The sequence below is a fragment of the Ruegeria sp. D1(2025) genome (assembly GCF_056536425.1).
Genome location: NZ_JBQFPO010000005.1, coordinates 258,680 through 279,194, shown reverse-complemented (window position 1 = coordinate 279,194; position 20,515 = coordinate 258,680). Strand labels below are relative to the sequence as shown.

Sequence of the window (20,515 nt, the reverse complement as noted above, 5' to 3'; positions counted from 1 at the left end):
AAGGCGCTGAAACCCTGTCATGATCCGTTGGGCATTCATATCGCTTTTGACGCTGGCGCAACCGGTTCTGGCGCAGCAGGGCGTAACGCTGCGTGATGCGGCGCAGGCCAATGTCACCGGCCTGACCTATTGGTGCGTCGAGGTGATGTTCCGTCGGGCGCAGGCCGCGCAGGCCTTTCCGGCAGCGGGGTTCACCTATCGCAAGGTGGATCGCGGCGTGAACGAATACGGCATTCATCGGGGCAGCAGCCACTACTTCGACGCACCCGCAAACACGGCGCATGCTGAGGTGGACGATACCAGCCGCCCCGCCGGTCTTTGCACTGTGTATACAACCCATCTGAATCAGGCGGACATGGCGGCGATCGTGGGCCGAACGCTTTACCAGTATTTTCCGACGACTGAGCAGTTCAGCCCGACAAGCTGGCATATCTCATTGGAGGGCGGCTTGCCGTTGATCATCGAACTCTCAACCATCCAGAACAACCACAGATATGAAACTCCGGGCACTGTGCGCGTCTCTATGACCTATCCCGGCTAGCAGGAACAAAGGAAAGTAAATGGCAGTCCTCATCGACGAAAACACCAAGGTCATCTGTCAGGGCTTCACCGGCTCGCAGGGCACATTCCACTCTGAGCAGGCCATCGCCTATGGCACCAAGATGGTCGGCGGTGTGACCCCGGGCAAAGGCGGGATGACCCATCTTGACCTGCCCGTGTTCAACTCGGTCCACGAGGCCAAGCATGTGACCGAAGCCAATGCCAGCGTGATCTATGTGCCGCCGCCGTTTGCAGCCGACTCGATCCTCGAAGCCATCGATGCCGAGATGGAAGTGATCGTCTGCATCACCGAAGGCATCCCGGTTCTGGACATGATGAAGGTGAAACGCGCGCTGGAAGGCTCAAGCTCGCGCCTGATCGGCCCGAACTGCCCCGGTGTCATCACGCCCGACGCCTGCAAGATCGGCATTATGCCCGGCCACATCCACAAGCGCGGATCGGTCGGTGTTGTGTCGCGCTCGGGCACGCTGACCTATGAGGCCGTCAAACAGACCACCGATGTGGGTCTGGGCCAGTCTACCTGTGTGGGCATCGGCGGCGACCCAATCAAAGGCACCGAGCATATCGACGTGCTGGAATGGTTCCTGGCCGATGACGAGACCGAGTCGATCATCATGATCGGTGAGATCGGTGGCTCGGCCGAAGAAGAAGCCGCGCAGTTCCTGGCGGATGAGGCCAAGAAAGGCCGCAAGAAGCCAACCGCCGGTTTCATCGCAGGCCGCACAGCCCCTCCGGGCCGTCGCATGGGCCACGCGGGCGCGATCGTCGCCGGTGGCAAAGGCGGTGCCGAGGACAAGATCGAAGCCATGCGCTCGGCCGGAATCGTCGTGGCCGAAAGCCCGGCGCAGCTGGGTGAGGCTGTGCTGGAAGCGATTGGGTAAATGAACAAGAACCGGGCATATGCTCTGAGGGCAGCGCCCGAAAAACGGGTGGGCGAAAAACGCCCGCCCGATGTTCCTATCTTTTTGCCGCGAAAATTTGCTACTTGGGCAATTCCATTCGTCGCGATATTGGCTGCAACAGTCGCTCAATCCAAGGCTGCGTCCGCTGCCGATGGTCGGTTCGTAACTCGATGGTCGGAAAGCCCATGACCTTCTCCGACGCCGTCCGCACCTGCTTCTCCAAGTTCCTCACCTTCTCGGGGCGTGCCTCTAGGCCCGAATACTGGTTCTTTTTCCTGTTCATCGTGATCTGGAACATCATTGCCGGGATCATCGACTGGCAGTTCTTCACTCAGGTCGCTGTCAGCGAAAGCGATGAGGTCAAGTCCGTCGCCGCCACGTCCCGGCAGCCTGTGCAGAGCATTGTCGGCCTGATCGTATTCTTTCCGCATCTGGCCGTGGCGTTCCGCCGGATGCACGACACAGGGCGCAGTGGGCTTTATGCCCTGCTGCCGATCCTGCTGATCGTGGGCGCGTTTGCGGTTCTGATCTTTGGCATCGGCCTCGCCAGCCAGTTCCACGGTGGTACGATGGATATTCTGCTGACACGTGCCACGCTGCTGATCGTCATTCCGACACTGCTTGTTCTCTTTGTGTCGCCCCTTCTGGTGCTGTGGTGGCTGACCCGCCCCAGCCAGCCAGGCACCAACCAATACGGTCCCAACCCATATGAGGTAGCCCAATGACCGAACATTCGCCCAACTCAGCCTTTCATGCCTCGAGCTTCATGCAGGGGCATAATGCCGAATATCTGGAGCAGCTTTACGCCCAGTACACCAAGAACCCCGGTGCGGTGGATGCCGCCTGGGCCGAGTTCTTCAAAGCCATGGGCGACGACGCGCCGGATGTGCAGAAAGAAGCGGAGGGGCCATCCTGGGCACGCACGGACTGGCCGCCGGTGCCGGCGGATGACCTGACGGGTGCGCTGACCGGCGAATGGGCCGAGATCGACGCCAAGGCGGCAGGCAAGAAGATCAAGGACAAGGCTGCGGCCAAAGGTGTCGAGGTCAGCGACGATCAGATCAAGCGCGCGGTGCTGGACAGCCTGCGGGCGCTGATGCTGATCCGGGCCTATCGTATCCGGGGCCACCTGGCCGCCGATCTGGACCCGCTTGGCATGCGCGCAGCCAGCAACCACCCCGAGCTGGACCCAAGGACCTACGGCTTTACCGATGCCGACATGGACCGTCCGATCTTCATCGACAACGTTCTGGGCCTGCAGATGGCCAGCATGCGTCAGATCGTCGAGATCGTGAAGCGGACCTATTGCGGCACCTTCGCGCTGCAATACATGCATATCTCTGACCCGGAAGAGGCCGCATGGTTGAAGGAACGGATCGAGGGATACGGCAAGGAGATCGCCTTCACCAAGGAAGGCCGCAAGGCGATCCTGAACAAGATGGTCGAGGCAGAAGGGTTCGAAAAGTTCCTGCACGTCAAATACATGGGCACCAAACGGTTCGGTCTGGACGGCGGGGAGGCGCTGATCCCCGCGATGGAACAGATCATCAAGCGCGGCGGCGCGCTGGGTCTGAGCGATATCGTGATCGGGATGCCGCACCGGGGCCGTCTGAACATTCTGGCCAACGTGATGGGCAAGCCCTATCGCGCCATCTTCAACGAGTTCCAGGGCGGCAGTTTCAAGCCCGAGGACGTGGACGGTTCGGGCGACGTGAAATACCACCTCGGCGCGTCCAGCGACCGCGAGTTCGATGGCAACTCGGTGCACCTGTCGCTGACCGCCAACCCATCGCACCTTGAGGCGGTGAACCCGGTGGTTCTGGGGAAGGTCCGCGCCAAGCAGGATCAGTTGAACGACACCGACCGCACCAAGGTGATGGCCATTCTGCTGCATGGCGATGCGGCCTTTGCCGGTCAGGGTGTTGTCGCCGAAGGGTTCGGTCTGTCGGGTCTGCGCGGGCACAAGACCGGCGGCACCATGCACATCGTCGTGAACAACCAGATCGGTTTCACGACCGCGCCGCACTTCTCGCGCTCCAGCCCCTATCCCACCGATATCGCGCTGATGGTCGAGGCACCGATCTTCCACGTGAATGGCGACGACCCAGAGGCCGTGGTACATGCCGCCAAGGTGGCAACCGAGTTCCGTCAGAAGTTCCACAAGGACGTGGTCATCGACATCTTCTGCTATCGCCGGTTCGGGCACAACGAGGGCGACGAGCCCATGTTCACCAACCCGATCATGTACAAGAAGATCAAGACGCATAAGACCACGCTGTCGCTTTATACCGAGCGGCTGGTCAAGGACGGCCTGATCCCCGAGGGCGAGATCGAGGACATGAAGGCGGCCTTCCAGGCGCATCTGAACAACGAGTTCGAAGCCGGAAAGGACTATAAACCAAACAAGGCCGACTGGCTGGACGGGCGCTGGTCTCATCTGGACAAGAACAAAGAAGAATACATGCGCGGCGAGACGGCCATCTCACCCGAAACGCTGAGCGAAATCGGAGGTGCGCTGACCCGTGCGCCCGAGGGCTTTGCCCTGCACAAGACCGTGGGTCGTCTGCTGGATCACAAGAAACAGATGTTCGAGTCGGGTCAGGGGTTCGACTGGGCCACGGGCGAGGCGCTGGCCTTCGGATCGTTGCTGACCGAGGGCTACCCGGTGCGACTGGCAGGTCAGGACGCGACGCGCGGCACGTTCAGCCAGCGCCACTCGGGTTTCGTCCACCAGGAAACCGAAGAGCGTTATTACCCGCTGAACCATATTCGCGCGGGCCAGTCGCAATATGACGTGATTGACTCGATGCTGTCCGAATACGCGGTTCTGGGTTTCGAATACGGTTATTCGCTGGCGGAACCCAACGCACTGGTTCTTTGGGAGGCGCAGTTTGGTGACTTTGCCAACGGTGCGCAGATCATGTTCGACCAGTTCATCAGCTCGGGCGAAAGCAAATGGCTGCGAATGTCCGGTCTGGTCACGCTGCTGCCGCATGGGTTCGAAGGTCAGGGACCTGAACACAGCTCGGCCCGTCTGGAGCGGTTCTTGCAGATGTGCGGTCAGGACAACTGGATCGTGGCCAACTGTACGACGCCTGCGAACTACTTCCACATCCTGCGCCGTCAGCTGCACCGAACCTTCCGCAAGCCGCTGATCCTGGTGACGCCCAAGTCGCTGCTGCGCCACAAGCTGGCGGTCAGCACAGCCGAGGATTTCACTACCGGCTCAAGCTTCCACCGGGTGCTGTGGGACGACGCGCAGAAGGGTAATTCGGACACCAAGCTGGTTGCCGATGACAAGATCAAACGCGTCGTCATGTGTTCCGGCAAGGTCTACTTCGACCTGCTGGAGGAACGCGACGCACGCGGCATTGATGACGTCTATCTGATGCGGATCGAGCAGTATTACCCGTTCCCGGCGCATTCGCTGATCAACGAGCTTGAGCGCTTCAAGGGTGCCGAAATGGTCTGGTGTCAGGAAGAACCCAAAAACCAGGGCGCCTGGTCCTTTATCGAACCCAATATCGAATGGGTGCTGACCCGTATCGGCGCAAAACACACCCGCCCGGTCTATGCCGGTCGCGCAACCTCGGCCTCGCCCGCGACGGGTCTGGCCAGCCAACACAAAGCCCAACAAGAGGCGCTCGTGAACGAAGCGCTGAGCATTGAAGGAAAGTAAGCGATGACGATTGAAGTTCGTGTTCCCACGCTTGGCGAATCCGTCACAGAAGCCACGGTCGCAACATGGTTCAAAAAACCCGGCGACGCCGTGGCAGTGGACGAGATGCTGTGTGAACTGGAAACCGACAAGGTGACAGTTGAAGTACCTTCGCCCGCCGCAGGTGTGATGGGCGAGATTGTAGCGGCAGAGGGTGAAACGGTTGGCGTGAACGCCCTGCTGGCCACCATTACCGCCGGTGAAGGCGCCGCCCCTGCGCCGGCTGCGGCCGCCCCGGCTCCGGCGGCAGCACCGGCAGCATCCGGAGGCAGCGTCGACGTGATGGTCCCGACTTTGGGCGAGTCCGTTACAGAAGCAACCGTATCCACCTGGTTCAAGCAGGTTGGTGACAGCGTTGCGCAGGACGAGATGCTGTGTGAGCTGGAGACCGACAAGGTGTCTGTCGAGGTCCCGGCCCCGGCAGCCGGCGTTCTGGCCGAAATCGTGGCGCCCGAAGGGTCGACTGTTGATGCTACCGCGAAATTGGCGGTGATCTCGGGTGCGGCCGCTGGCGCGGCGCCCGCACCAGCTGTTGCTGCCGCTGCGGCTGCTCCGGCGGCGGCCAGCGCTAGCAAGGATGTTGCAAACGCGCCGTCCGCCGAAAAGGCGATGGCCGAGGCCGGTCTGTCCTCCGATCAGGTCACGGGCACGGGCCGCGATGGCCGCATCATGAAGGAAGACGTGGCAAAAGCTGTTGCAGCGGCTTCAGCCCCAGCGCCTGCGGCGGCTGTGCCCGCCCCCGCTGCCCAGGCTCCGCGCGCACCGGTTGCCGCCGAGGACGAGGCCCGCGAGGAGCGCGTGCGCATGACCCGTCTGCGCCAGACCATCGCCAAGCGCCTGAAGGATGCACAGAACACCGCCGCGATCCTGACCACCTATAACGAGGTGGACATGACCGAGGTGATGGCCCTGCGCAACCAGTACAAGGAGCAGTTCGAGAAGAAGCACGGTGTGCGGCTTGGCTTCATGTCCTTCTTCACCAAGGCCTGCTGCCACGCGCTGAAAGAGGTTCCGGAAGTCAACGCCGAGATCGACGGCACCGATATCGTCTACAAGAACTTCGTGCACATGGGGGTTGCCGCCGGTACGCCTCAAGGTCTGGTTGTTCCGGTCATCCGTGATGCTGACAGCATGTCCTTTGCCGCGATCGAAAAAGCCATCGCCGAAAAGGGCAAGCGCGCCCGTGACGGCAAGCTGTCGATGGCCGAAATGCAGGGCGGCACCTTCACCATCTCGAACGGTGGTGTGTATGGCTCGCTAATGTCGTCGCCGATCCTGAACCCCCCGCAGTCGGGTATTCTGGGCATGCACAAGATCCAGGATCGTCCGATGGTCATCAATGGTGAGATCAAGATCCGCCCGATGATGTATCTGGCGCTGTCCTACGATCACCGGATCGTTGACGGCAAAGGCGCCGTGACCTTCCTTGTACGTGTAAAAGAGGCGCTGGAAGATCCGCGCCGCCTGCTTATGGATCTGTAATCATGGCGACACATGTACTCTGGCAGGCCGATGTGGCCGATTTCGATGCCTGGCTGAAAGTGTTCCGCGAGGACAAGCCGATGCGCAAGGCCGCGGGTATCCGCGACCTGCATGTCTGGCGCGACCCGGATCAGAAGGACCATGCAATAGCGATGTTCGAGGTTCTAGATTTGGACAAGGCGAGGGATTTTTTCGGATCCGAGGAACTGGCCATGCATCACGAGCGCGGCGGCATTGCCCATATCACGATCAAGCTGTTGGAACCCGTCTAAGGACGAACATGCCCCGACCCGCCGATGCCGGGTCGTGCGGCCACCGGACCATCCGGTCGATTTAGGAGAGTATTATGGCAAATTATGATGTCATCGTTATCGGCGCCGGACCCGGCGGCTATGTCTGCGCCATTCGCTGTGCCCAGTTGGGTCTGAAGACCGCCGTGGTCGAAGGGCGAGAGACGCTGGGCGGTACCTGCCTGAATGTGGGCTGCATTCCGTCGAAGGCACTGCTGCATGCCAGCCATCAGCTGCACGAGGCCGAGCATAACTTTGCCAAGATGGGCTTGAAGGGCAAAAGCCCCTCTGTCGACTGGAAACAGATGCAGGCCTACAAGGACGAGGTGATCGAGGGCAACACCAAGGGCATCGAGTTCCTGTTCAAGAAGAACAAGATCGACTGGCTGAAGGGATGGGGTTCGATCCCCGCTGCCGGTCAGGTCAAGGTGGGTGATGAGGTGCATGAGGCCAAGAACATCATCATCGCCTCCGGCTCCGAACCGTCTGCTCTGCCGGGTGTCGAGGTCGATGAAAAGGTCGTCGTGACATCGACAGGGGCACTGTCGCTGGGCAAAATTCCGAAGAAGATGGTCGTCATCGGCGCCGGCGTGATAGGGCTGGAACTGGGTTCGGTCTACAGCCGCCTGGGGGCCGAGGTGACGGTGATCGAATTCCTCAAGGAAATCACGCCGGGTATGGACCCCGAAGTGCAGAAGACCTTCCAGCGCATCCTCAAGAAACAGGGCCTGAAATTCGTCATGGGGGCGGCAGTCCAGAAGACCGAAGCCACCAAGACCAAAGCCAAGGTGACCTACAAGCTGCTCAAGGACGACAGCGAACACGTGATCGAAACCGATACCGTGCTGGTCGCCACCGGGCGCAAGCCGTACTCGGACGGATTGGGACTGGATGCGCTAGGTGTTGAGATGACGCCGCGTGGCCAGATCAAGGTTGGGGCCGACTGGCAGACCAATGTGCCGGGGATCTATGCCATCGGTGACGTGACCGAAGGCCCGATGCTGGCACACAAGGCCGAAGACGAAGGCATGGCCGCCGCCGAGCAGGTTGCAGGCAAGCATGGGCACGTCAATTATGGTGTCATTCCCGGCGTGATCTACACCTGGCCCGAGGTGGCCAATGTGGGCGAGACCGAAGCGACCCTCAAGGAACAGGGCCGCGCCTACAAGGTCGGCAAATTCATGTTCATGGGAAATGGCCGCGCCAAGGCGAATTTTGCCGCCGATGGATTTGTCAAAATCCTCGCCGACAAGGACACGGACCGAATTCTGGGCGCGCATATCATCGGCCCGGCTGCCGGCGATTTGATCCACGAGGTCTGCGTGGCGATGGAGTTTGGTGCCTCGGCCGAAGATCTGGCCCTGACCTGCCATGCCCACCCCACCTATTCCGAAGCAGTACGCGAAGCAGCACTGGCCTGTGGCGACGGTCCGATACACTCGTAGGGATCCACCAGCCCGAACCAAAGGATGCGAGGCTCCGCCTCGCGCTCCGGGATATTTGGGGCCAGATGAAGTTCGGATCCGCTCTTCATCTGGCCGAAAGTATCCCGGGGAGTCGCGCGGCGGGGGCAAAGCCCCCGTTACCACATGGTTTTTGCCGCGCGGGCGCCCCATTCACGATCGTAGTCCGCGCCACCTTCCTCGCCATCTGACGCTTCGGCCAGCATTTCACCGATCGTTGGCAGATCGGTGCTCTCGTCCCTGCCTGCCCAAGTTCCGGCCCTCATCAGGGCACGGGCGCATTGGGTGTAGATTTCGTCAATCTCGATGACGATGACGGTTGCCGGGGTCTTTCCGTGTTTCTCGAACCGGTCACGCATTCCGGTGTCTGCGGTCAGGCGCGCGGTGCCGTTCAGCCGAACGACGTTGTTCGACCCCGGCACCATGAACATCAGCGAAACGCGCGGGTCGCGGACGATATTGCGCAAGGAATCCAGCCTGTTGTTTCCACGCCAATCCGGAAGCGCCAGAGTTTTGGCGTCAAGCTCCAGCACCACGGGACCATCATCGCCACGCGGGCTGCCATCGACACCTTCGGGGCCCACCGTGCTGAGAATACAAAGGCGTGAAGCCATGATCCATTTCCGGTAAAGCGGTGTCAGATGGCGCACCACCTTGCGCAAGGACGGCGCGCCGGGTTTGCCGTAAAGCGCCTCAAGCGCGGCTATGTCGTCAATGAACTCCATCCGGATCAAACCCCACTTCCCGCATCAGACTGTTCGACCGCGTCTCGATTTCCTGTTCCAGCCGGTCCAGAAATTCGTCCCGGGCCACGCCCGGTTCGATCGGATCCAGGAAATCGACAATTGCAAGGCCGGGCTTGCGCATGATCCCGGAGCGGGGCCAGAAAACGCCCGCATTGGTGGCTACCGGAACACATGGGAACCCGAGACCTTCATATAGCACCGCGGTTCCGACCTTGTATGGTTTCTGAACGCCCGGCGCGACACGGGTGCCTTGCGGATAGATCACCAGCTGTCCGGGTTCGGTGAATTCCTTTGCGACATCCTTGACCATCTTCGCTACGGCCGCGCCCCTTTTGCCGCGGTTGACCGGAATGCACCCCAAGCGGCGGGCATACATGCCAATGATCGGGGTCCACAGAAGCTCTTGTTTCATGATGAACTTGCCGTGGGGGATGGCACTGAAGATCATGATGATGTCGAGGAAGGACTGGTGCTTGGCGCCGATGACGACTTCGTCATGGGGGGGTGATCCGCGCACCTCGCAGCGGATGCCGACCATCCAGCGGGCCATCCAGATCGTGCTGCGGGCGTAGGTCTTGCAGGCCTGCAATGCGCCGCGTTTGGTGAACAGGGCATAGGGCGCGAAGACAATGCCAAGGATCAGCATCCACGCATAGATTGTGATCATGAAGATCAAAGAGCGAATCCATTGAAAACCTGTTCGCATCAGGAAAGCTCCTTTAGTTTTCTGCGGGCGGCGCTCCAGGTCGCGAAGAACGCAACCATAGCGCCCAGAAGCGGGATGACGGCTGGCAGCAACCATCCTGCCCCCTGAAAGCCGAGCCCGGTCAGAAACCCGCCCGCATCCGAGGTTTCGGGCAGCAGTGACACGCCGATCATTCCAAACAAGGTTCCAATCCCGGCCCCCAGAAGCGCCCGATAGGTAAAGCGGCGAACGAAGGCTCCGGCGATGAAACGGTCGCGGGCACCGACCTGGCGTAGGACCTCGATGATCCGGGCGTTGGCAGCCAGCGAGGCGTTGGCAGCCAGCGTGATCATTGCGGCGGTTGCACCACCGATCAGCAAAATGGAAATCCAGCCCAGTCGCCGCACGGACATGGCCGCGTCAACCAGCGGTTCGCGCCAGCGTGTGTGGTCATCCAGAACCGCGCCAGGTACCTCGGCGCTCAGTCGGAGGCGCAGCCCGGCGGCATCCAGCCCCGGCTCGCCTTCGATAATCTCGATCAGTTGCGGCACGGGCAGAGTGTCCAGTGGCAGATCGGGTCCGAACCATGGCGATAGCAGAGCGGCCTGTTCCTGATCCGTCAAGGCGCGGGCCGAGGCGACTCCAGGGGTCTGGCCAAGGACGGTCAGGGCGGCTTCGGTCTGGGCCGCAAGCTGTCCGGCAGGGGCGTTGATGCGCAAGGTGGCGGCACCGGCCAGTTCCGACGCCCAGCGATCCGCCACGCGGCCCGAAGCCAGCGACAGGGCCAGCGCAAATACCGCCAGAAATCCCATCGCGCCCGACACGAACAGGGTCAGATGCGCGGTATACCCTGTGGGCGGAACCACCCGGTCGGCGCGTTTGTCGCGCGACAGCAGGTTGCGGATGGTGCCATTGCTCATAGATCGGCCCCCGCGAGCTGCAGCTTGCGCTGCGAGATCCGCAGAACACGCGCCTGTACCTGGCTTTTGGCGGCGCGGATTAGGCTGAGGTCATGGGTCGCGATCAGCACCGTTTTGCCCATCCGGTTCAGTTCGACCAGCAGGCGCAGCAGGCGCTGCGACATTTCCCAGTCCACATTGCCGGTGGGTTCATCCGCCAGCACCACATCCGGCGACAGGATCACCGCGCGGGCCAGCGCGGCGCGCTGGCGTTCGCCGCCCGACAGTTCCGGCGGATGCGCCTCAAGCCTTGATCCAAGCCCGACCCAGCTCAGCAGTTCTGTCAGGTTGTCCTGTTCGGCCGTTTCGGCCCGCCCCGAAACCATCAGCGGCAGGGCCACGTTTTCCGCCAGTGTCATGTGGTCGAGAAACTGGCAATCCTGATGAACCACGCCGATCCGGCGGCGCAACAGGGCCATCTGGTCGCGGTCCAGCCGGGCAATATCGCTGTCAAACGCGCTGAGACGACCGGATGTCGGCAACAGAGCGCCGTAGCATAGTTTGAGGAACGTGGTCTTGCCCGCACCCGAGGGACCGGTCAGGAAATGGAAGGACCCCGGCGGCAACTGAATCGACACGTCGCTCAGCAGTTCGCCGCCGCCATAGGTGTAGCTGACATTCTCCAGCTCGATCACAAGGTGCGCCCCCAGGTTTTTTCTGCCGCTCTTCTTGCCCGAGCGCGGTTGCGGTTTCAATGCCTGCACCGGGTCGATTTGGTGACACTTGACCCGTGAAACCGAAATCGCCCTTTGCTGTTGGGTCTTAACGGAATATGGTTCCTTAAAAAACTACTATCAGGCCGATCAATCGGCCAGGAGGCAGCATGCGTCTTACGTGTCCCAATTGCAGTGCCCAGTATGAAGTTCCGGATGAGGTTATTCCGGAAGAAGGCCGCGACGTTCAGTGTTCCAATTGTGAAGAGACGTGGTTTCAGGCGAAGAACCCGGCTGAAGCAGCCTCTGCGCCCGAACCGGCAGCACCGGACGCTGCAACCGATGAGGCGCCCGAGCCCGCATCGCCGCCAGCCGACGACTTGAACGAGCCCGCAGAGGCGCAGCCTGCCGAGGCCAAAAGCGGTGTCGACCCCTCTGTCGCCAGCATCCTGAAGGAGGAGGCAGCCCGCGAGGCGGAATTGCGGGCCAAGGAAGGGGGCGGCCTTGAAAGCCAGCCTGATCTTGCGCTGGAACCGGTCGCCAAACCGGCGCCTGCGACGCAATCCGTTCCCGTGGAAACCGCCGCCGATGCGGGGCAGAAAGACGCTTTGCCGGATGTCGAGGCGATCAATTCCAGCCTGCGCAGCGATGAGGTGAACGCGTCCGATACCGACGATCAGCCCGCGCCGCGCAAATCGGGCGGCTTTCTGCGGGGATTCTCACTGATCCTGATCATCGGCGTTCTTCTGTTTCTGATCTACAGCAACGCGCAGCAGATCAGTGAAGCTGTTCCGCAGGCCGACCCTGTTCTGAAACCCTATGTCTCGCTGGTGGATCAGGCGCGTGTCTGGCTTCAGGCGCAATCCGGGGCGGTTCAGAACTGAGCCGCGCAAAACCAAGCGTCAGAAACGTTCCAGCAAGCGTTTGAGGTATTCCAGCTCGATCTTGGGCCGATCGGATTCACCGGTGCGGCGGCGGATTTCGTCCAGCAGTTCACGCGCGCGGCGATAGACGTCTTCCCCCTGCAACAGGTTGTCGTCGGTCGAGATCGACCCGGCGGCACCCGGGCTGCGGCCCAGCGGGTCACGGTTGTTAGCCTCCATGTCGCCTTCCTGCGAGCCCTGTCCCGGTTGGTTCTGCTGGTTCTGCGCCAGCGCCTCGCCCAGCGAGCGCATCCCCTCGCGCAGGGCCTCCATCGCTTCGGACTGGCGGTCGATGGCTTCGGCCAGATCGTCGCCGCGCAGGGCGTCTTCGGCTTCGTCCATGGCGCGACCGGCGCGGCCCAGCGCCTCGCGCGCCGCTTCACCTTCTGCGGTTCCCGCACCCGGCAAGCCCCGTTCCTGACGTCTGAGTTCTTCGCGCAAAGCCTGCTGGCGGTCTGCAAGCGATCCCTGGCCCTGTTGTCCGCCGCCGGCCTGATCGTCCGAGCCGTCACCCTGACCGCCCTGACCTTCATGGCTCTGGCCCCGGCCCAGGCCACCGGAACGGCCTTCGTTGCCGCGGCTTTCACCGGCCTGCGCACCGGGGTTGAACTGTTCCTGCAAATCCCGGAACGCCTGATCGCTGAGGCCCTGCTGTTCGCGCAGGGTTTCCGCAAGCCCTTCCATGGCCTGTTGACCCTCGGACTGTCCGCCCTGCCCCTGACCTTGGGTCACGCGCATGTTTTCCATCATCTGCTGAAACTCTTCCAGCGCCTGCTGCGCCTCGGCCATGCGGCCCTGTTCCATCAGCTCCTGAATGCGGTCCATCATCCGCTGCAGATCGTCCTGGGTCATCTGCAGAGACTCGCCATTTGGGCCTGTCTGGTTCTCGCCGCCTTCACCGTTTTCTTGTGCCAGCCGCTGAAGCTGTCGCATGTAATCCTGCGTGGCTTCGCGCAACTCCTGCATCAGCTCGGCGATTTCCTCGTCACTGGCACCATTCTTCATCGCCTCCGTCAGGCGCTCCTGCGCGCGGCGCATGCGTTCCAGCGCATCGGCCAGAGTGCCATCTTCGATCAGCACGGCCAGATCCCACAGGGCCTGGGCTATCTCGGCCTGCTGATCCGGCTTCAGACCATAGTCGGTGAACGTCTCCAACCGGCGCAGCACGACCCGAAGCCTCAGATAGGCGGTGTCGGACCGAAACAAATCCTCGGGACGGTGGGACACGGCGCGTAGAACTTGCGCAATGCGCGGCGCATTGGAACGGGCCCACAACAGGTCACGCCTTTGTTCAATCACCGCGGCAGCCAGCGGGTCGAAGAAACGGCGCGCAGGAAGGGCCGTCTGATAGGGATCGGACCAGGTTTCCTGATCGGCGGCATCCCGCGCCATCAGGGTTATCGTGACCGGCAGGTGCGCCCAGGGATGTTCCGAGAAATCCTCGATCAGGTCTTCCGTGAAATCGGCCCGGTCGCCGGTGATCGGCATCGGCAGTTCAACGGTCACGGCTTCGCGCGGTTCAGGGTCTGCAGTCAGGCCAAAGCGGCGATCAACCGAGGCCAGATCAAGTTCGATCAATGCGGTGCCCGAGACCACGCCATAATCATCGCTTGCCGCAAAGGGCAGTTTCATCTGACCACCCGCCTCGGCTTCGGCCACATCGGTCACCGCAATCTGCGGCGCGGCGTCGGCAAGCAGGTTCAGCGCCCATTCGCGCCCTGCAGGGCCTTCGATCTTCAATTGCCCTGAATGTTCGGCCACGAAATCCTGTTCGGGATTCGTCTCGGCCTCGGCCCCCAAAAGAGACGTGGTCTCGGTCAGGCTATGTGCCCCGACTTCACCATAAAAGCGCAACGTGATGCGGCTGCCCTGTGGAAGCGTCAGATCGGGGCCCGGCTGATCGGCCAGATAGAGCGTCGGCAGACCGGTATATCTGGGCGGTTCGATCCAGCCTTCCCAGCTTGGCCCCTGCCCCGCTGTCGCGGTCCCCGGCGTCATCTCGGCCACGGATCCGATACGCCAGAACGACCCGAACAGGGTTGCGATCACCAGCGCCAGAAGCGCTGCATAGCGCAAGGCAAAGGGGTCGCGGTCTGCCAGCCTAAGGTCAGGCTTTACGGGTTCGGCCTGCGCCACCTTTTGTGCCATGCGTTTCTGGTGCGCCTGCCACAAGGCGACCGAGGCCGCGTCCATGGAGCCGATGGCCTGATCGTCCACCAAGGCCTGGATCGGGCGTCCCGGCAGTGTTTCATCCAGCCTCCCCAGCGCCTCGGCGCGTGTCGGCAGATGGAATCGCCTGACCCCGAACATGAGCGCAGAAAGCAGTCCGATCAGCGCGACACTGCCCGCCGCCCAGACAAATTCGACACTGACAAGATCCTGCAGACCCAACATCAGAGAAGCCAGAATGGCCATCAAAACCGAGAAAAACGGCCAAAACGCGCGCAAAACCCGCTCGGCCAGCATCCCTGCGTGCGTCAGCCGCAGAGAGAGCCGGGGAATAGGCAGGTTTGATCTGTCGCTCAAGGCGGGCCTCCTGATCAGGCCCGTGCGATCATCGCGTCAGAGCCATGGGGGTATGGTATCGCGGTTTATGATTTCGTCAAAGCTTGGGCGTTCACGAATAACCGCAAATTGATCCCCATGCACTAGAACCTCGGGGATCAGGGGACGGGTGTTGTATTCGCTGGCCATCACCGCACCATAGGCCCCGGCGCTACGGAACGCGACCAGATCACCGGCGTTCAGCGGCGGCATATCGCGCTGCTTGGCAAAGGTATCACCGGTTTCGCAGACCGGGCCCACGATGTCATAGGGTTGCTGTTCGACCCCCGGCGCGGGTTCATGAACGGCGACAATGTCATGATACGCCTCGTACATTGCGGGGCGGATCAGGTCGTTCATGGCGCCGTCAAGGATCAGGAAATCGCGACCCTCGCCGGATTTCACATAGATCACCTTGCTGACCATCAGCCCGGCATTTCCGGCAATCAATCGGCCCGGCTCGATCTCGATCTCGCAACCCAGATGGCCCAGCGTTTTCTTGATCAGTGCACCGTATTCCACTGGCAGTGGTGGTGCGTCATTCGAGCGGGTGTACGGAATGCCGAGGCCACCGCCCAGATCGAGGCGACGAATATCGTGCCCTTCAGACCGCAGCTTTTTGGTCAGCTCCGCCACCTTGGTGTATGCCAGCTCGAACGGCTCAAGCTCGGTCAGTTGCGAGCCGATATGAACGTCGATGCCGATCACCTCCAGCCCGGGTAGACTGGCAGCATGGGCGTAGACTTCGGAAGCGCGCGCAATCGGGATGCCGAACTTGTTCTCGGACTTGCCGGTCGCGATCTTGGCGTGGGTCTTGGCGTCGACGTCGGGGTTCACCCGCACTGTGATCGGCGCCACAACGTCCAGCTCCTGCGCGACGGCATTGATCACCTCCATCTCGGGCTCGGATTCCACGTTGAACTGGCGGATGCCACCGGTCAGTGCGGTGCGAATTTCATCCGCCGTCTTGCCAACGCCCGAAAACACGATCCTGTCGCCCGGCACACCGGCTGCCTTGGCGCGCATGTATTCCCCGCCCGAGACCACGTCCATTCCCGCACCGGCTTGCGCCAGCGTTTTCAGAATCGCCTGATTGCTGGCCGCCTTCATCGCGTAGCAGACAAGGTGATCGGTGCCCTCAAGCGCGTCATCGAACAACTGAAAGTGCCGCAGCAATGTCGCGGTGGAATAGACGTAGAACGGCGTTCCGACCGCGGCTGCAATCTCGGAAATAGGGACATCCTCGGCGTAGAGCGCGCCGTCGCGGTAGAGAAAGTGATCCATGACTGCGCGCTTAGACCAAAAAGGGCATTCGGAGCAAATGATTCCGGCGGAACCCTTATTTTGTCGTCGAAATTCCCACGCGGCCATACCCCGAGATGGAAATGCCCGAACCTCTGGGTTCCGACGCCGGTTCAGAGCGCGGTTTGTAGTTTGGGTCGCAAGCTGCAAGGGCGGCCAGCGAAAGGATCAGAAGAAAGGTTTTCATCAAGAGTTTTTCGTTCTTTCGTTCGGCCGGTCAGACACCAAAGAACACACCGACGGGTCCGCGCCAGAATCCGACGCCTGCGCCGACGTGAACGCCATTTGATCCGACACCGACACTGGCGCTCATGGTTGGGGTGGTCGGCTCGCCGTCCGCGCCGCACCCGGCCAGAGCAACTCCGACCGCGATCAGCATGAAGATGCGCATGACTTGTTTCACACCAGTCCCTTCCATCGCTCAACCTGGGCGCGGACCTGATCCGGTGCCGTGCCACCATAGGACTGGCGCGAGTTTACCGAATTTTCGACGGCTAGGACAGAATAGACATCATTCGTGATATCGGCATGGACAGACTGCATGGCCTCAAGGGTCAGATCGGGCAGGTCGCAGGCCTTGGCTTCGGCCATGGCCACCAGCGCGCCGGTGACGTGGTGGGCGTCGCGGAACGGCAGGCCCAGAACGCGCACCAGCCAGTCAGCCAGGTCGGTGGCGGTCGAAAAACCTGATCCGGCGGCGACTGCAAGGCTGTCGCGGTTGGCGGTCATGTCCTTGACCATGCCTTCCATCGCCGCCAGCGCCAGCATCCAGTTGTCAGCGGCGTCGAAGACCTGCTCCTTGTCTTCCTGCATGTCCTTGGAATAGGCCAGCGGCAGACCCTTCATCACCATCATCAGCGCGGTATTGGCGCCATAGATACGCCCCACCTTGGCGCGGATCAGTTCCGCCGCATCGGGGTTTTTCTTTTGCGGCATGATCGACGATCCGGTCGAGAACCGGTCGGACAGCGTCACAAACCGGAACTGGGCCGAGGACCAGATCACCAGTTCCTCGGCGAAGCGCGACAGATGCACGGCACAGATCGAGGCGGTCGAAAGGAATTCCAGCGCGAAGTCGCGGTCGCTGACCGCATCCAGCGAGTTCGCGGCGGGGCGGTCAAAGCCGAGCGCCTCGGCCGTCATGTGCCGGTCGATCGGGAAAGAAGTGCCTGCAAGCGCGGCGGCACCCAGCGGCGATTCGTTCATCCGGGCGCGGGCGTCGCGCACGCGGGACAGATCACGGCCAAACATCTCGACATAGGCCATCATGTGGTGACCCCACGTCACTGGTTGCGCGGTTTGCAGATGGGTAAATCCGGGCATGACCCAGTCCGCCCCGGCCTCGGCCTGCGCCAAAAGCGCGCGGATCAGGGCCAGCAACCCGGTTTCCGCCGCGTCCAGCTGATCGCGGACCCAGAGTTTGAAATCGGTTGCCACCTGATCGTTACGGCTGCGGCCCGTGTGCAAACGGCCTGCGGGCTCTCCGATCACTTCCTTCAGGCGCGCTTCGACATTCATGTGGATGTCTTCCAGCGCGGTCGAGAACTGAAATTCTCCGTTCTGGATTTCTGACAAAACGGTGAGCAGCCCTTCCCGAATGGCCTGCGCGTCACTATCAGTTATAACGCCCGTGGCAGCCAGCATGGCGGCATGGGCGCGCGAGCCTGCGATGTCCTGGGCTGCCATCCGCCGATCGAACCCGATCGAGGCGTTGATCGCCTCCATGATCGCGTCTGGTCCGGCGGCAAAGCGGCCGCCCCACATCTGGTTCGAGGATTGATCGGTCATGTTGGAAAACCCGGAGTTGATATGCGCCTGTTACGTCTGATCCCCCTTTATATGGCCCTTGCGCTGGGTGCAAATGCGGCTTTGGCCAGTGATGCCGAAACTCTGGCGCCGCTGCGGGACGGCAGCCTGAAACGGCTGATCCTGCATAAGGAACCCAAACCGGCAAAGACCATCGAGTTCCAGCTGGAGGACGACGGTGGTGTAGGCTCGCTTGAGGACTACGCCGGTAAATACGTGCTGGTGAATTTCTGGGCCACGTGGTGCGCGCCCTGTCGCAAGGAAATGCCCCAGATTGCAGAGTTGCAGGAAGAATTCGGCGGCGACAAATTTCAGGTTCTCACCCTGGCCACCGGTCGAAACACCCCGGCCGGGATCAAGAAGTTCTTCGACGAGAACGGAATCGTCAACCTTCCGCGCCATCAGGACCCCAGCCAGGCCGCCGCGCGTGAATTCGGCGTCATCGCTTTGCCAATCACCGTCATCCTAAACCCCGAGGGGCAGGAAATCGCGCGTCTGATCGGGGATGCGGAATGGAATTCGGACAGCGCCAAGGCGATCATCGCGGCGCTGGTCGGCACAGAGGGTGAAAGCTGAAAAGACCATCGGTACAATCCGGTAATGTAGGCCCGTCCATTTCAATCTCGTGATATACTGTCCCCGCCCCTCCTGTTGGGCGGGGCAGTTTGCGTTTTGGGAATGGAGGTGACGATGAGACCTGTGGTTTTGCTGATTGGACGCTTGCCGAATGTGATCGGGGATGTCGCGCAGCAACTGGATCACCTGCCGATTCAATGGCTGGGTGCACATGATCCTGATGAGGTGCGGCGGCAACTGGACGCCGAACCCCGGATTGCATGCGCCATCATGGGTGCGGGGCTGGATGACAAGGTACGGGGTGAAATGGTGGGCATTATCGCCTCCCGCCGTCCGGATATCTGCATTCACCTGAAAGACCGCACGTCTGGTCCCGAAGGTCTGGTCCCGTTCGTCCGGCGCGTGGTGCAGCATGAAATCCTTGAAAGTCTGGAAAAAGGCTGACGCGACGCCACCTTTGACAGTCGGTTATCCGCCTTGCAACTTGTCGGCGGGAGGACGGAATGCCGCTTGAAATCCTGCTGGTTCTGGTGGTCGGCGGTATCGCCGGAATTACCCTGTTGCTGCATGCGACGGGCAAATCCCGTTTGCGCCTGCTGACACCGGACACGGCGCGGTCGGAATGGCTGCGACATGCCCCGGAGGACTACATTATTGATGTCATGATTGCCCATGACGGCCATGCGGCGCTGATCCGCACGGACGCTGGCAAGGGGCTTTTGTGGTCGTTCGGTGCGGATACCGTGGCGCGGCATTTGCTTGATTTCGACTGGATGGACCATCCCAAAGGCATCGAGGTTCAGTTTCATGATTTCAGCACCCCACGCGTAATCCTCAGCCTTGATGACAGCGAACGCCAGCACTGGCGTCTGATGATGGACCCTTCATGACCGACCAATTGAGCTTTCCCGACGCCGTGCAATGGGCCGTCCCGTTCTTCATCGCCGCCATTCTGGCCGAGTTTCTGTGGATCGCCATCAAGGGCCGCGGTGGGCGGTATGAGACGCGCGACGCCGTAACCTCGCTGATCATGGGTGCGGGCAACATCGCCTCGGGCTTTCTGCTGGGCTTCATCGCATACGCCTTTTTCATGTGGCTGTGGCGGATCACGCCGCTGGACCTTGGCACCTCGATCCCGGTGATTATCCTGTGCTTCGTGCTGGATGACCTACGCTATTACTGGGTGCACCGGTTTGGCCATCGCATCCGCTGGGTCTGGGCCAGCCATGTGAACCATCACAGTTCGCAGCATTACAACCTGACCACTGCGCTGCGGCAGACCTGGACCTATACATTCACCTTCATGATGGTGGTGCGCGCGCCGCTGATCCTGCTGGGGTTTCACCCCGCGATGGTGCTTTTCGTCGGCGGGCTGAATCTTATCTATCAGTTCTGGATTCACACCGAAGCCATCAGCAAAATGCCGCGTTGGTTCGAGGCAGTGATGAACACCCCTAGCCATCACCGCGCGCATCATGGCCGCAATGCGCGTTACCTGGATTGCAACTATGCTGGTGTGTTCATCATCTGGGACAAGATGTTCGGTACTTTTGTACCGGAACAGGATGATGACCGTGTCGACTATGGGCTGGTGCATAATATCGGCACGTTCAACCCGCTGCGCGTGGCCTTTCACGAATGGGTCGGCATCTGGCGCGACGCGACGCAGCCCGGGCTGACATGGCGGCAGCGCCTGGCCTATTGCTTTGCGCCGCCGGGCTACAGCCATGACGGAAGCCGGAAGAATTCTGAGCAGATCAAGGCCAGCCATCTGGCCCGACATCCCGAAGATCGCGGAACGCCCGGATTTGAACATCTCGAGGAATTTTTGCCCGCAAAACAGGCGGAACAATCCTGAGCGCAACGACTATCTTACGCTGAATACTTGAAATATTTGGCCCCGGC

General features: G+C 61.3%; 21 protein-coding genes. 12 read left to right on the top strand and 9 right to left on the bottom strand.

The window, feature by feature from the left end:
• Nucleotides 1–19 precede the first annotated feature (19 nt).
• The 7 genes from ACR1XU_RS14515 to lpdA all read left to right on the top strand — a co-directional run bounded on the left by ACR1XU_RS14515 (nt 20) and on the right by lpdA (nt 8,398).
• Nucleotides 20–541 carry a hypothetical protein gene (locus tag ACR1XU_RS14515; protein WP_480904754.1) on the top strand — a complete coding sequence of 174 codons (522 nt, stop codon included), beginning with the start codon at nt 20–22 and terminating at the stop codon, nt 539–541.
• Nucleotides 542–560: 19 nt separating this feature from the next.
• Nucleotides 561–1,442: a succinate--CoA ligase subunit alpha gene (gene sucD, locus ACR1XU_RS14510; protein WP_170350627.1), complete on the top strand. Its 882-nt coding sequence runs from the start codon at nt 561–563 to the stop codon at nt 1,440–1,442.
• 206 nt (nt 1,443–1,648) lie between these two features.
• Nucleotides 1,649–2,188, top strand: a complete 540-nt coding sequence (locus tag ACR1XU_RS14505; protein WP_480904751.1) for a DUF805 domain-containing protein — start codon at nt 1,649–1,651, stop codon at nt 2,186–2,188.
• Nucleotides 2,185–5,142, top strand: a complete 2,958-nt coding sequence (locus tag ACR1XU_RS14500) for a 2-oxoglutarate dehydrogenase E1 component (RefSeq protein WP_480904748.1) — start codon at nt 2,185–2,187, stop codon at nt 5,140–5,142. The genes ACR1XU_RS14505 and ACR1XU_RS14500 overlap by 4 nt, the downstream gene beginning before the upstream one ends.
• A 3-nt stretch (nt 5,143–5,145) precedes the next feature.
• Nucleotides 5,146–6,663, top strand: coding sequence for a 2-oxoglutarate dehydrogenase complex dihydrolipoyllysine-residue succinyltransferase (gene odhB, locus ACR1XU_RS14495; RefSeq protein ID WP_480904745.1), 1,518 nt, complete (start codon nt 5,146–5,148; stop codon nt 6,661–6,663).
• A gap of 2 nt (nt 6,664–6,665) precedes the next feature.
• Complete coding sequence (locus ACR1XU_RS14490) at nt 6,666–6,935, top strand: hypothetical protein (RefSeq protein ID WP_480904742.1); 270 nt, start codon at nt 6,666–6,668, stop codon at nt 6,933–6,935.
• A gap of 74 nt (nt 6,936–7,009) precedes the next feature.
• Nucleotides 7,010–8,398 carry a dihydrolipoyl dehydrogenase gene (gene lpdA / locus ACR1XU_RS14485; RefSeq protein ID WP_480904740.1) on the top strand — a complete coding sequence of 463 codons (1,389 nt, stop codon included), beginning with the start codon at nt 7,010–7,012 and terminating at the stop codon, nt 8,396–8,398.
• Nucleotides 8,399–8,535: 137 nt separating this feature from the next.
• Here the strand turns inward: lpdA and ACR1XU_RS14480 are convergent, their stop codons facing one another.
• From ACR1XU_RS14480 to ACR1XU_RS14465, 4 genes are read right to left on the bottom strand one after another with little or no spacing between them, the layout of a single operon-like run.
• A complete protein-coding gene (locus tag ACR1XU_RS14480; RefSeq protein WP_480813097.1) occupies nt 8,536–9,141 on the bottom strand; it encodes a pyridoxamine 5'-phosphate oxidase family protein in 606 nt (201 codons plus the stop codon).
• Nucleotides 9,128–9,868 carry a lysophospholipid acyltransferase family protein gene (locus tag ACR1XU_RS14475; protein WP_480904737.1) on the bottom strand — a complete coding sequence of 247 codons (741 nt, stop codon included), beginning with the start codon at nt 9,866–9,868 and terminating at the stop codon, nt 9,128–9,130. The genes ACR1XU_RS14480 and ACR1XU_RS14475 overlap by 14 nt, the downstream gene beginning before the upstream one ends.
• The gene (locus ACR1XU_RS14470; protein ID WP_480904734.1) at nt 9,868–10,767 is read right to left on the bottom strand and encodes a cell division protein FtsX; all 900 of its coding nucleotides are present in this window, start codon (nt 10,765–10,767) and stop codon (nt 9,868–9,870) included. The genes ACR1XU_RS14475 and ACR1XU_RS14470 overlap by 1 nt, the downstream gene beginning before the upstream one ends.
• Entirely contained in the window at nt 10,764–11,441 is a 678-nt protein-coding gene (locus tag ACR1XU_RS14465) for a cell division ATP-binding protein FtsE (RefSeq protein WP_480904839.1), read from the bottom strand. Before ACR1XU_RS14465 ends, ACR1XU_RS14470 begins: the two co-directional genes overlap by 4 nt.
• A gap of 188 nt (nt 11,442–11,629) precedes the next feature.
• Between ACR1XU_RS14465 and ACR1XU_RS14460 the strand changes: the two genes are divergently transcribed.
• Nucleotides 11,630–12,343, top strand: coding sequence for a zinc-ribbon domain-containing protein (locus tag ACR1XU_RS14460; protein ID WP_480904731.1), 714 nt, complete (start codon nt 11,630–11,632; stop codon nt 12,341–12,343).
• Nucleotides 12,344–12,361: 18 nt separating this feature from the next.
• Here ACR1XU_RS14460 and ACR1XU_RS14455 read toward each other — a convergent pair whose 3' ends face one another.
• Genes ACR1XU_RS14455 through argH form a run of 5 tightly spaced genes read right to left on the bottom strand, consistent with a single transcriptional unit; the run spans nt 12,362 to nt 18,016 of the window.
• Nucleotides 12,362–14,908: a TIGR02302 family protein gene (locus ACR1XU_RS14455; protein WP_480904728.1), complete on the bottom strand. Its 2,547-nt coding sequence runs from the start codon at nt 14,906–14,908 to the stop codon at nt 12,362–12,364.
• A 36-nt stretch (nt 14,909–14,944) separates the two neighbouring features.
• Nucleotides 14,945–16,210: a diaminopimelate decarboxylase gene (gene lysA, locus ACR1XU_RS14450; protein WP_480904726.1), complete on the bottom strand. Its 1,266-nt coding sequence runs from the start codon at nt 16,208–16,210 to the stop codon at nt 14,945–14,947.
• A gap of 55 nt (nt 16,211–16,265) precedes the next feature.
• On the bottom strand, nt 16,266–16,415 hold the full coding sequence (locus tag ACR1XU_RS14445) for a hypothetical protein (protein ID WP_321249298.1): 150 nt from the start codon (nt 16,413–16,415) through the stop codon (nt 16,266–16,268).
• Nucleotides 16,416–16,445: 30 nt separating this feature from the next.
• Nucleotides 16,446–16,631, bottom strand: coding sequence for an argininosuccinate lyase (locus ACR1XU_RS14440; protein WP_321249300.1), 186 nt, complete (start codon nt 16,629–16,631; stop codon nt 16,446–16,448).
• Complete coding sequence (argH, locus tag ACR1XU_RS14435; protein ID WP_480904723.1) at nt 16,628–18,016, bottom strand: argininosuccinate lyase; 1,389 nt, start codon at nt 18,014–18,016, stop codon at nt 16,628–16,630. The genes ACR1XU_RS14440 and argH overlap by 4 nt, the downstream gene beginning before the upstream one ends.
• Nucleotides 18,017–18,037: 21 nt before the next feature.
• On the opposite strand from argH, the gene ACR1XU_RS14430 reads away from it, so the two are divergent.
• The 4 genes from ACR1XU_RS14430 to ACR1XU_RS14415 all read left to right on the top strand — a co-directional run bounded on the left by ACR1XU_RS14430 (nt 18,038) and on the right by ACR1XU_RS14415 (nt 20,468).
• Entirely contained in the window at nt 18,038–18,610 is a 573-nt protein-coding gene (locus tag ACR1XU_RS14430) for a TlpA disulfide reductase family protein (RefSeq protein ID WP_170807406.1), read from the top strand.
• A gap of 114 nt (nt 18,611–18,724) precedes the next feature.
• The gene (locus ACR1XU_RS14425; protein ID WP_170614385.1) at nt 18,725–19,054 is read left to right on the top strand and encodes a hypothetical protein; all 330 of its coding nucleotides are present in this window, start codon (nt 18,725–18,727) and stop codon (nt 19,052–19,054) included.
• A 59-nt stretch (nt 19,055–19,113) separates the two neighbouring features.
• Nucleotides 19,114–19,500, top strand: a complete 387-nt coding sequence (locus tag ACR1XU_RS14420; protein ID WP_170614384.1) for a hypothetical protein — start codon at nt 19,114–19,116, stop codon at nt 19,498–19,500.
• Nucleotides 19,497–20,468, top strand: coding sequence for a sterol desaturase family protein (locus ACR1XU_RS14415; protein WP_480904720.1), 972 nt, complete (start codon nt 19,497–19,499; stop codon nt 20,466–20,468). Before ACR1XU_RS14420 ends, ACR1XU_RS14415 begins: the two co-directional genes overlap by 4 nt.
• Nucleotides 20,469–20,515: the final 47 nt, after the last annotated feature.

Excerpts from the sequence above, each read along its gene's own strand:
- ACR1XU_RS14445 (WP_321249298.1), bottom strand. The coding sequence starts at position 16,415 with ATGAAAACCTTTCTTCTGATCCTTTCGCTGGCCGCCCTTGCAGCTTGC.
- ACR1XU_RS14425 (WP_170614385.1), top strand. The coding sequence starts at position 18,725 with ATGAGACCTGTGGTTTTGCTGATTGGACGCTTGCCGAATGTGATCGGG.
- ACR1XU_RS14460 (WP_480904731.1), top strand. The coding sequence starts at position 11,630 with ATGCGTCTTACGTGTCCCAATTGCAGTGCCCAGTATGAAGTTCCGGAT.
- ACR1XU_RS14490 (WP_480904742.1), top strand. The coding sequence starts at position 6,666 with ATGGCGACACATGTACTCTGGCAGGCCGATGTGGCCGATTTCGATGCC.
- ACR1XU_RS14430 (WP_170807406.1), top strand. The coding sequence starts at position 18,038 with ATGCGCCTGTTACGTCTGATCCCCCTTTATATGGCCCTTGCGCTGGGT.
- lysA (WP_480904726.1), bottom strand. The coding sequence starts at position 16,210 with ATGGATCACTTTCTCTACCGCGACGGCGCGCTCTACGCCGAGGATGTC.
- sucD (WP_170350627.1), top strand. The coding sequence starts at position 561 with ATGGCAGTCCTCATCGACGAAAACACCAAGGTCATCTGTCAGGGCTTC.
- lpdA (WP_480904740.1), top strand. The coding sequence starts at position 7,010 with ATGGCAAATTATGATGTCATCGTTATCGGCGCCGGACCCGGCGGCTAT.
- ACR1XU_RS14420 (WP_170614384.1), top strand. The coding sequence starts at position 19,114 with ATGCCGCTTGAAATCCTGCTGGTTCTGGTGGTCGGCGGTATCGCCGGA.
- ACR1XU_RS14505 (WP_480904751.1), top strand. The coding sequence starts at position 1,649 with ATGACCTTCTCCGACGCCGTCCGCACCTGCTTCTCCAAGTTCCTCACC.
- odhB (WP_480904745.1), top strand. The coding sequence starts at position 5,146 with ATGACGATTGAAGTTCGTGTTCCCACGCTTGGCGAATCCGTCACAGAA.
- ACR1XU_RS14500 (WP_480904748.1), top strand. The coding sequence starts at position 2,185 with ATGACCGAACATTCGCCCAACTCAGCCTTTCATGCCTCGAGCTTCATG.
- argH (WP_480904723.1), bottom strand. The coding sequence starts at position 18,016 with ATGACCGATCAATCCTCGAACCAGATGTGGGGCGGCCGCTTTGCCGCC.
- ACR1XU_RS14480 (WP_480813097.1), bottom strand. The coding sequence starts at position 9,141 with ATGGAGTTCATTGACGACATAGCCGCGCTTGAGGCGCTTTACGGCAAA.
- ACR1XU_RS14415 (WP_480904720.1), top strand. The coding sequence starts at position 19,497 with ATGACCGACCAATTGAGCTTTCCCGACGCCGTGCAATGGGCCGTCCCG.
- ACR1XU_RS14470 (WP_480904734.1), bottom strand. The coding sequence starts at position 10,767 with ATGAGCAATGGCACCATCCGCAACCTGCTGTCGCGCGACAAACGCGCC.
- ACR1XU_RS14475 (WP_480904737.1), bottom strand. The coding sequence starts at position 9,868 with ATGCGAACAGGTTTTCAATGGATTCGCTCTTTGATCTTCATGATCACA.
- ACR1XU_RS14515 (WP_480904754.1), top strand. The coding sequence starts at position 20 with ATGATCCGTTGGGCATTCATATCGCTTTTGACGCTGGCGCAACCGGTT.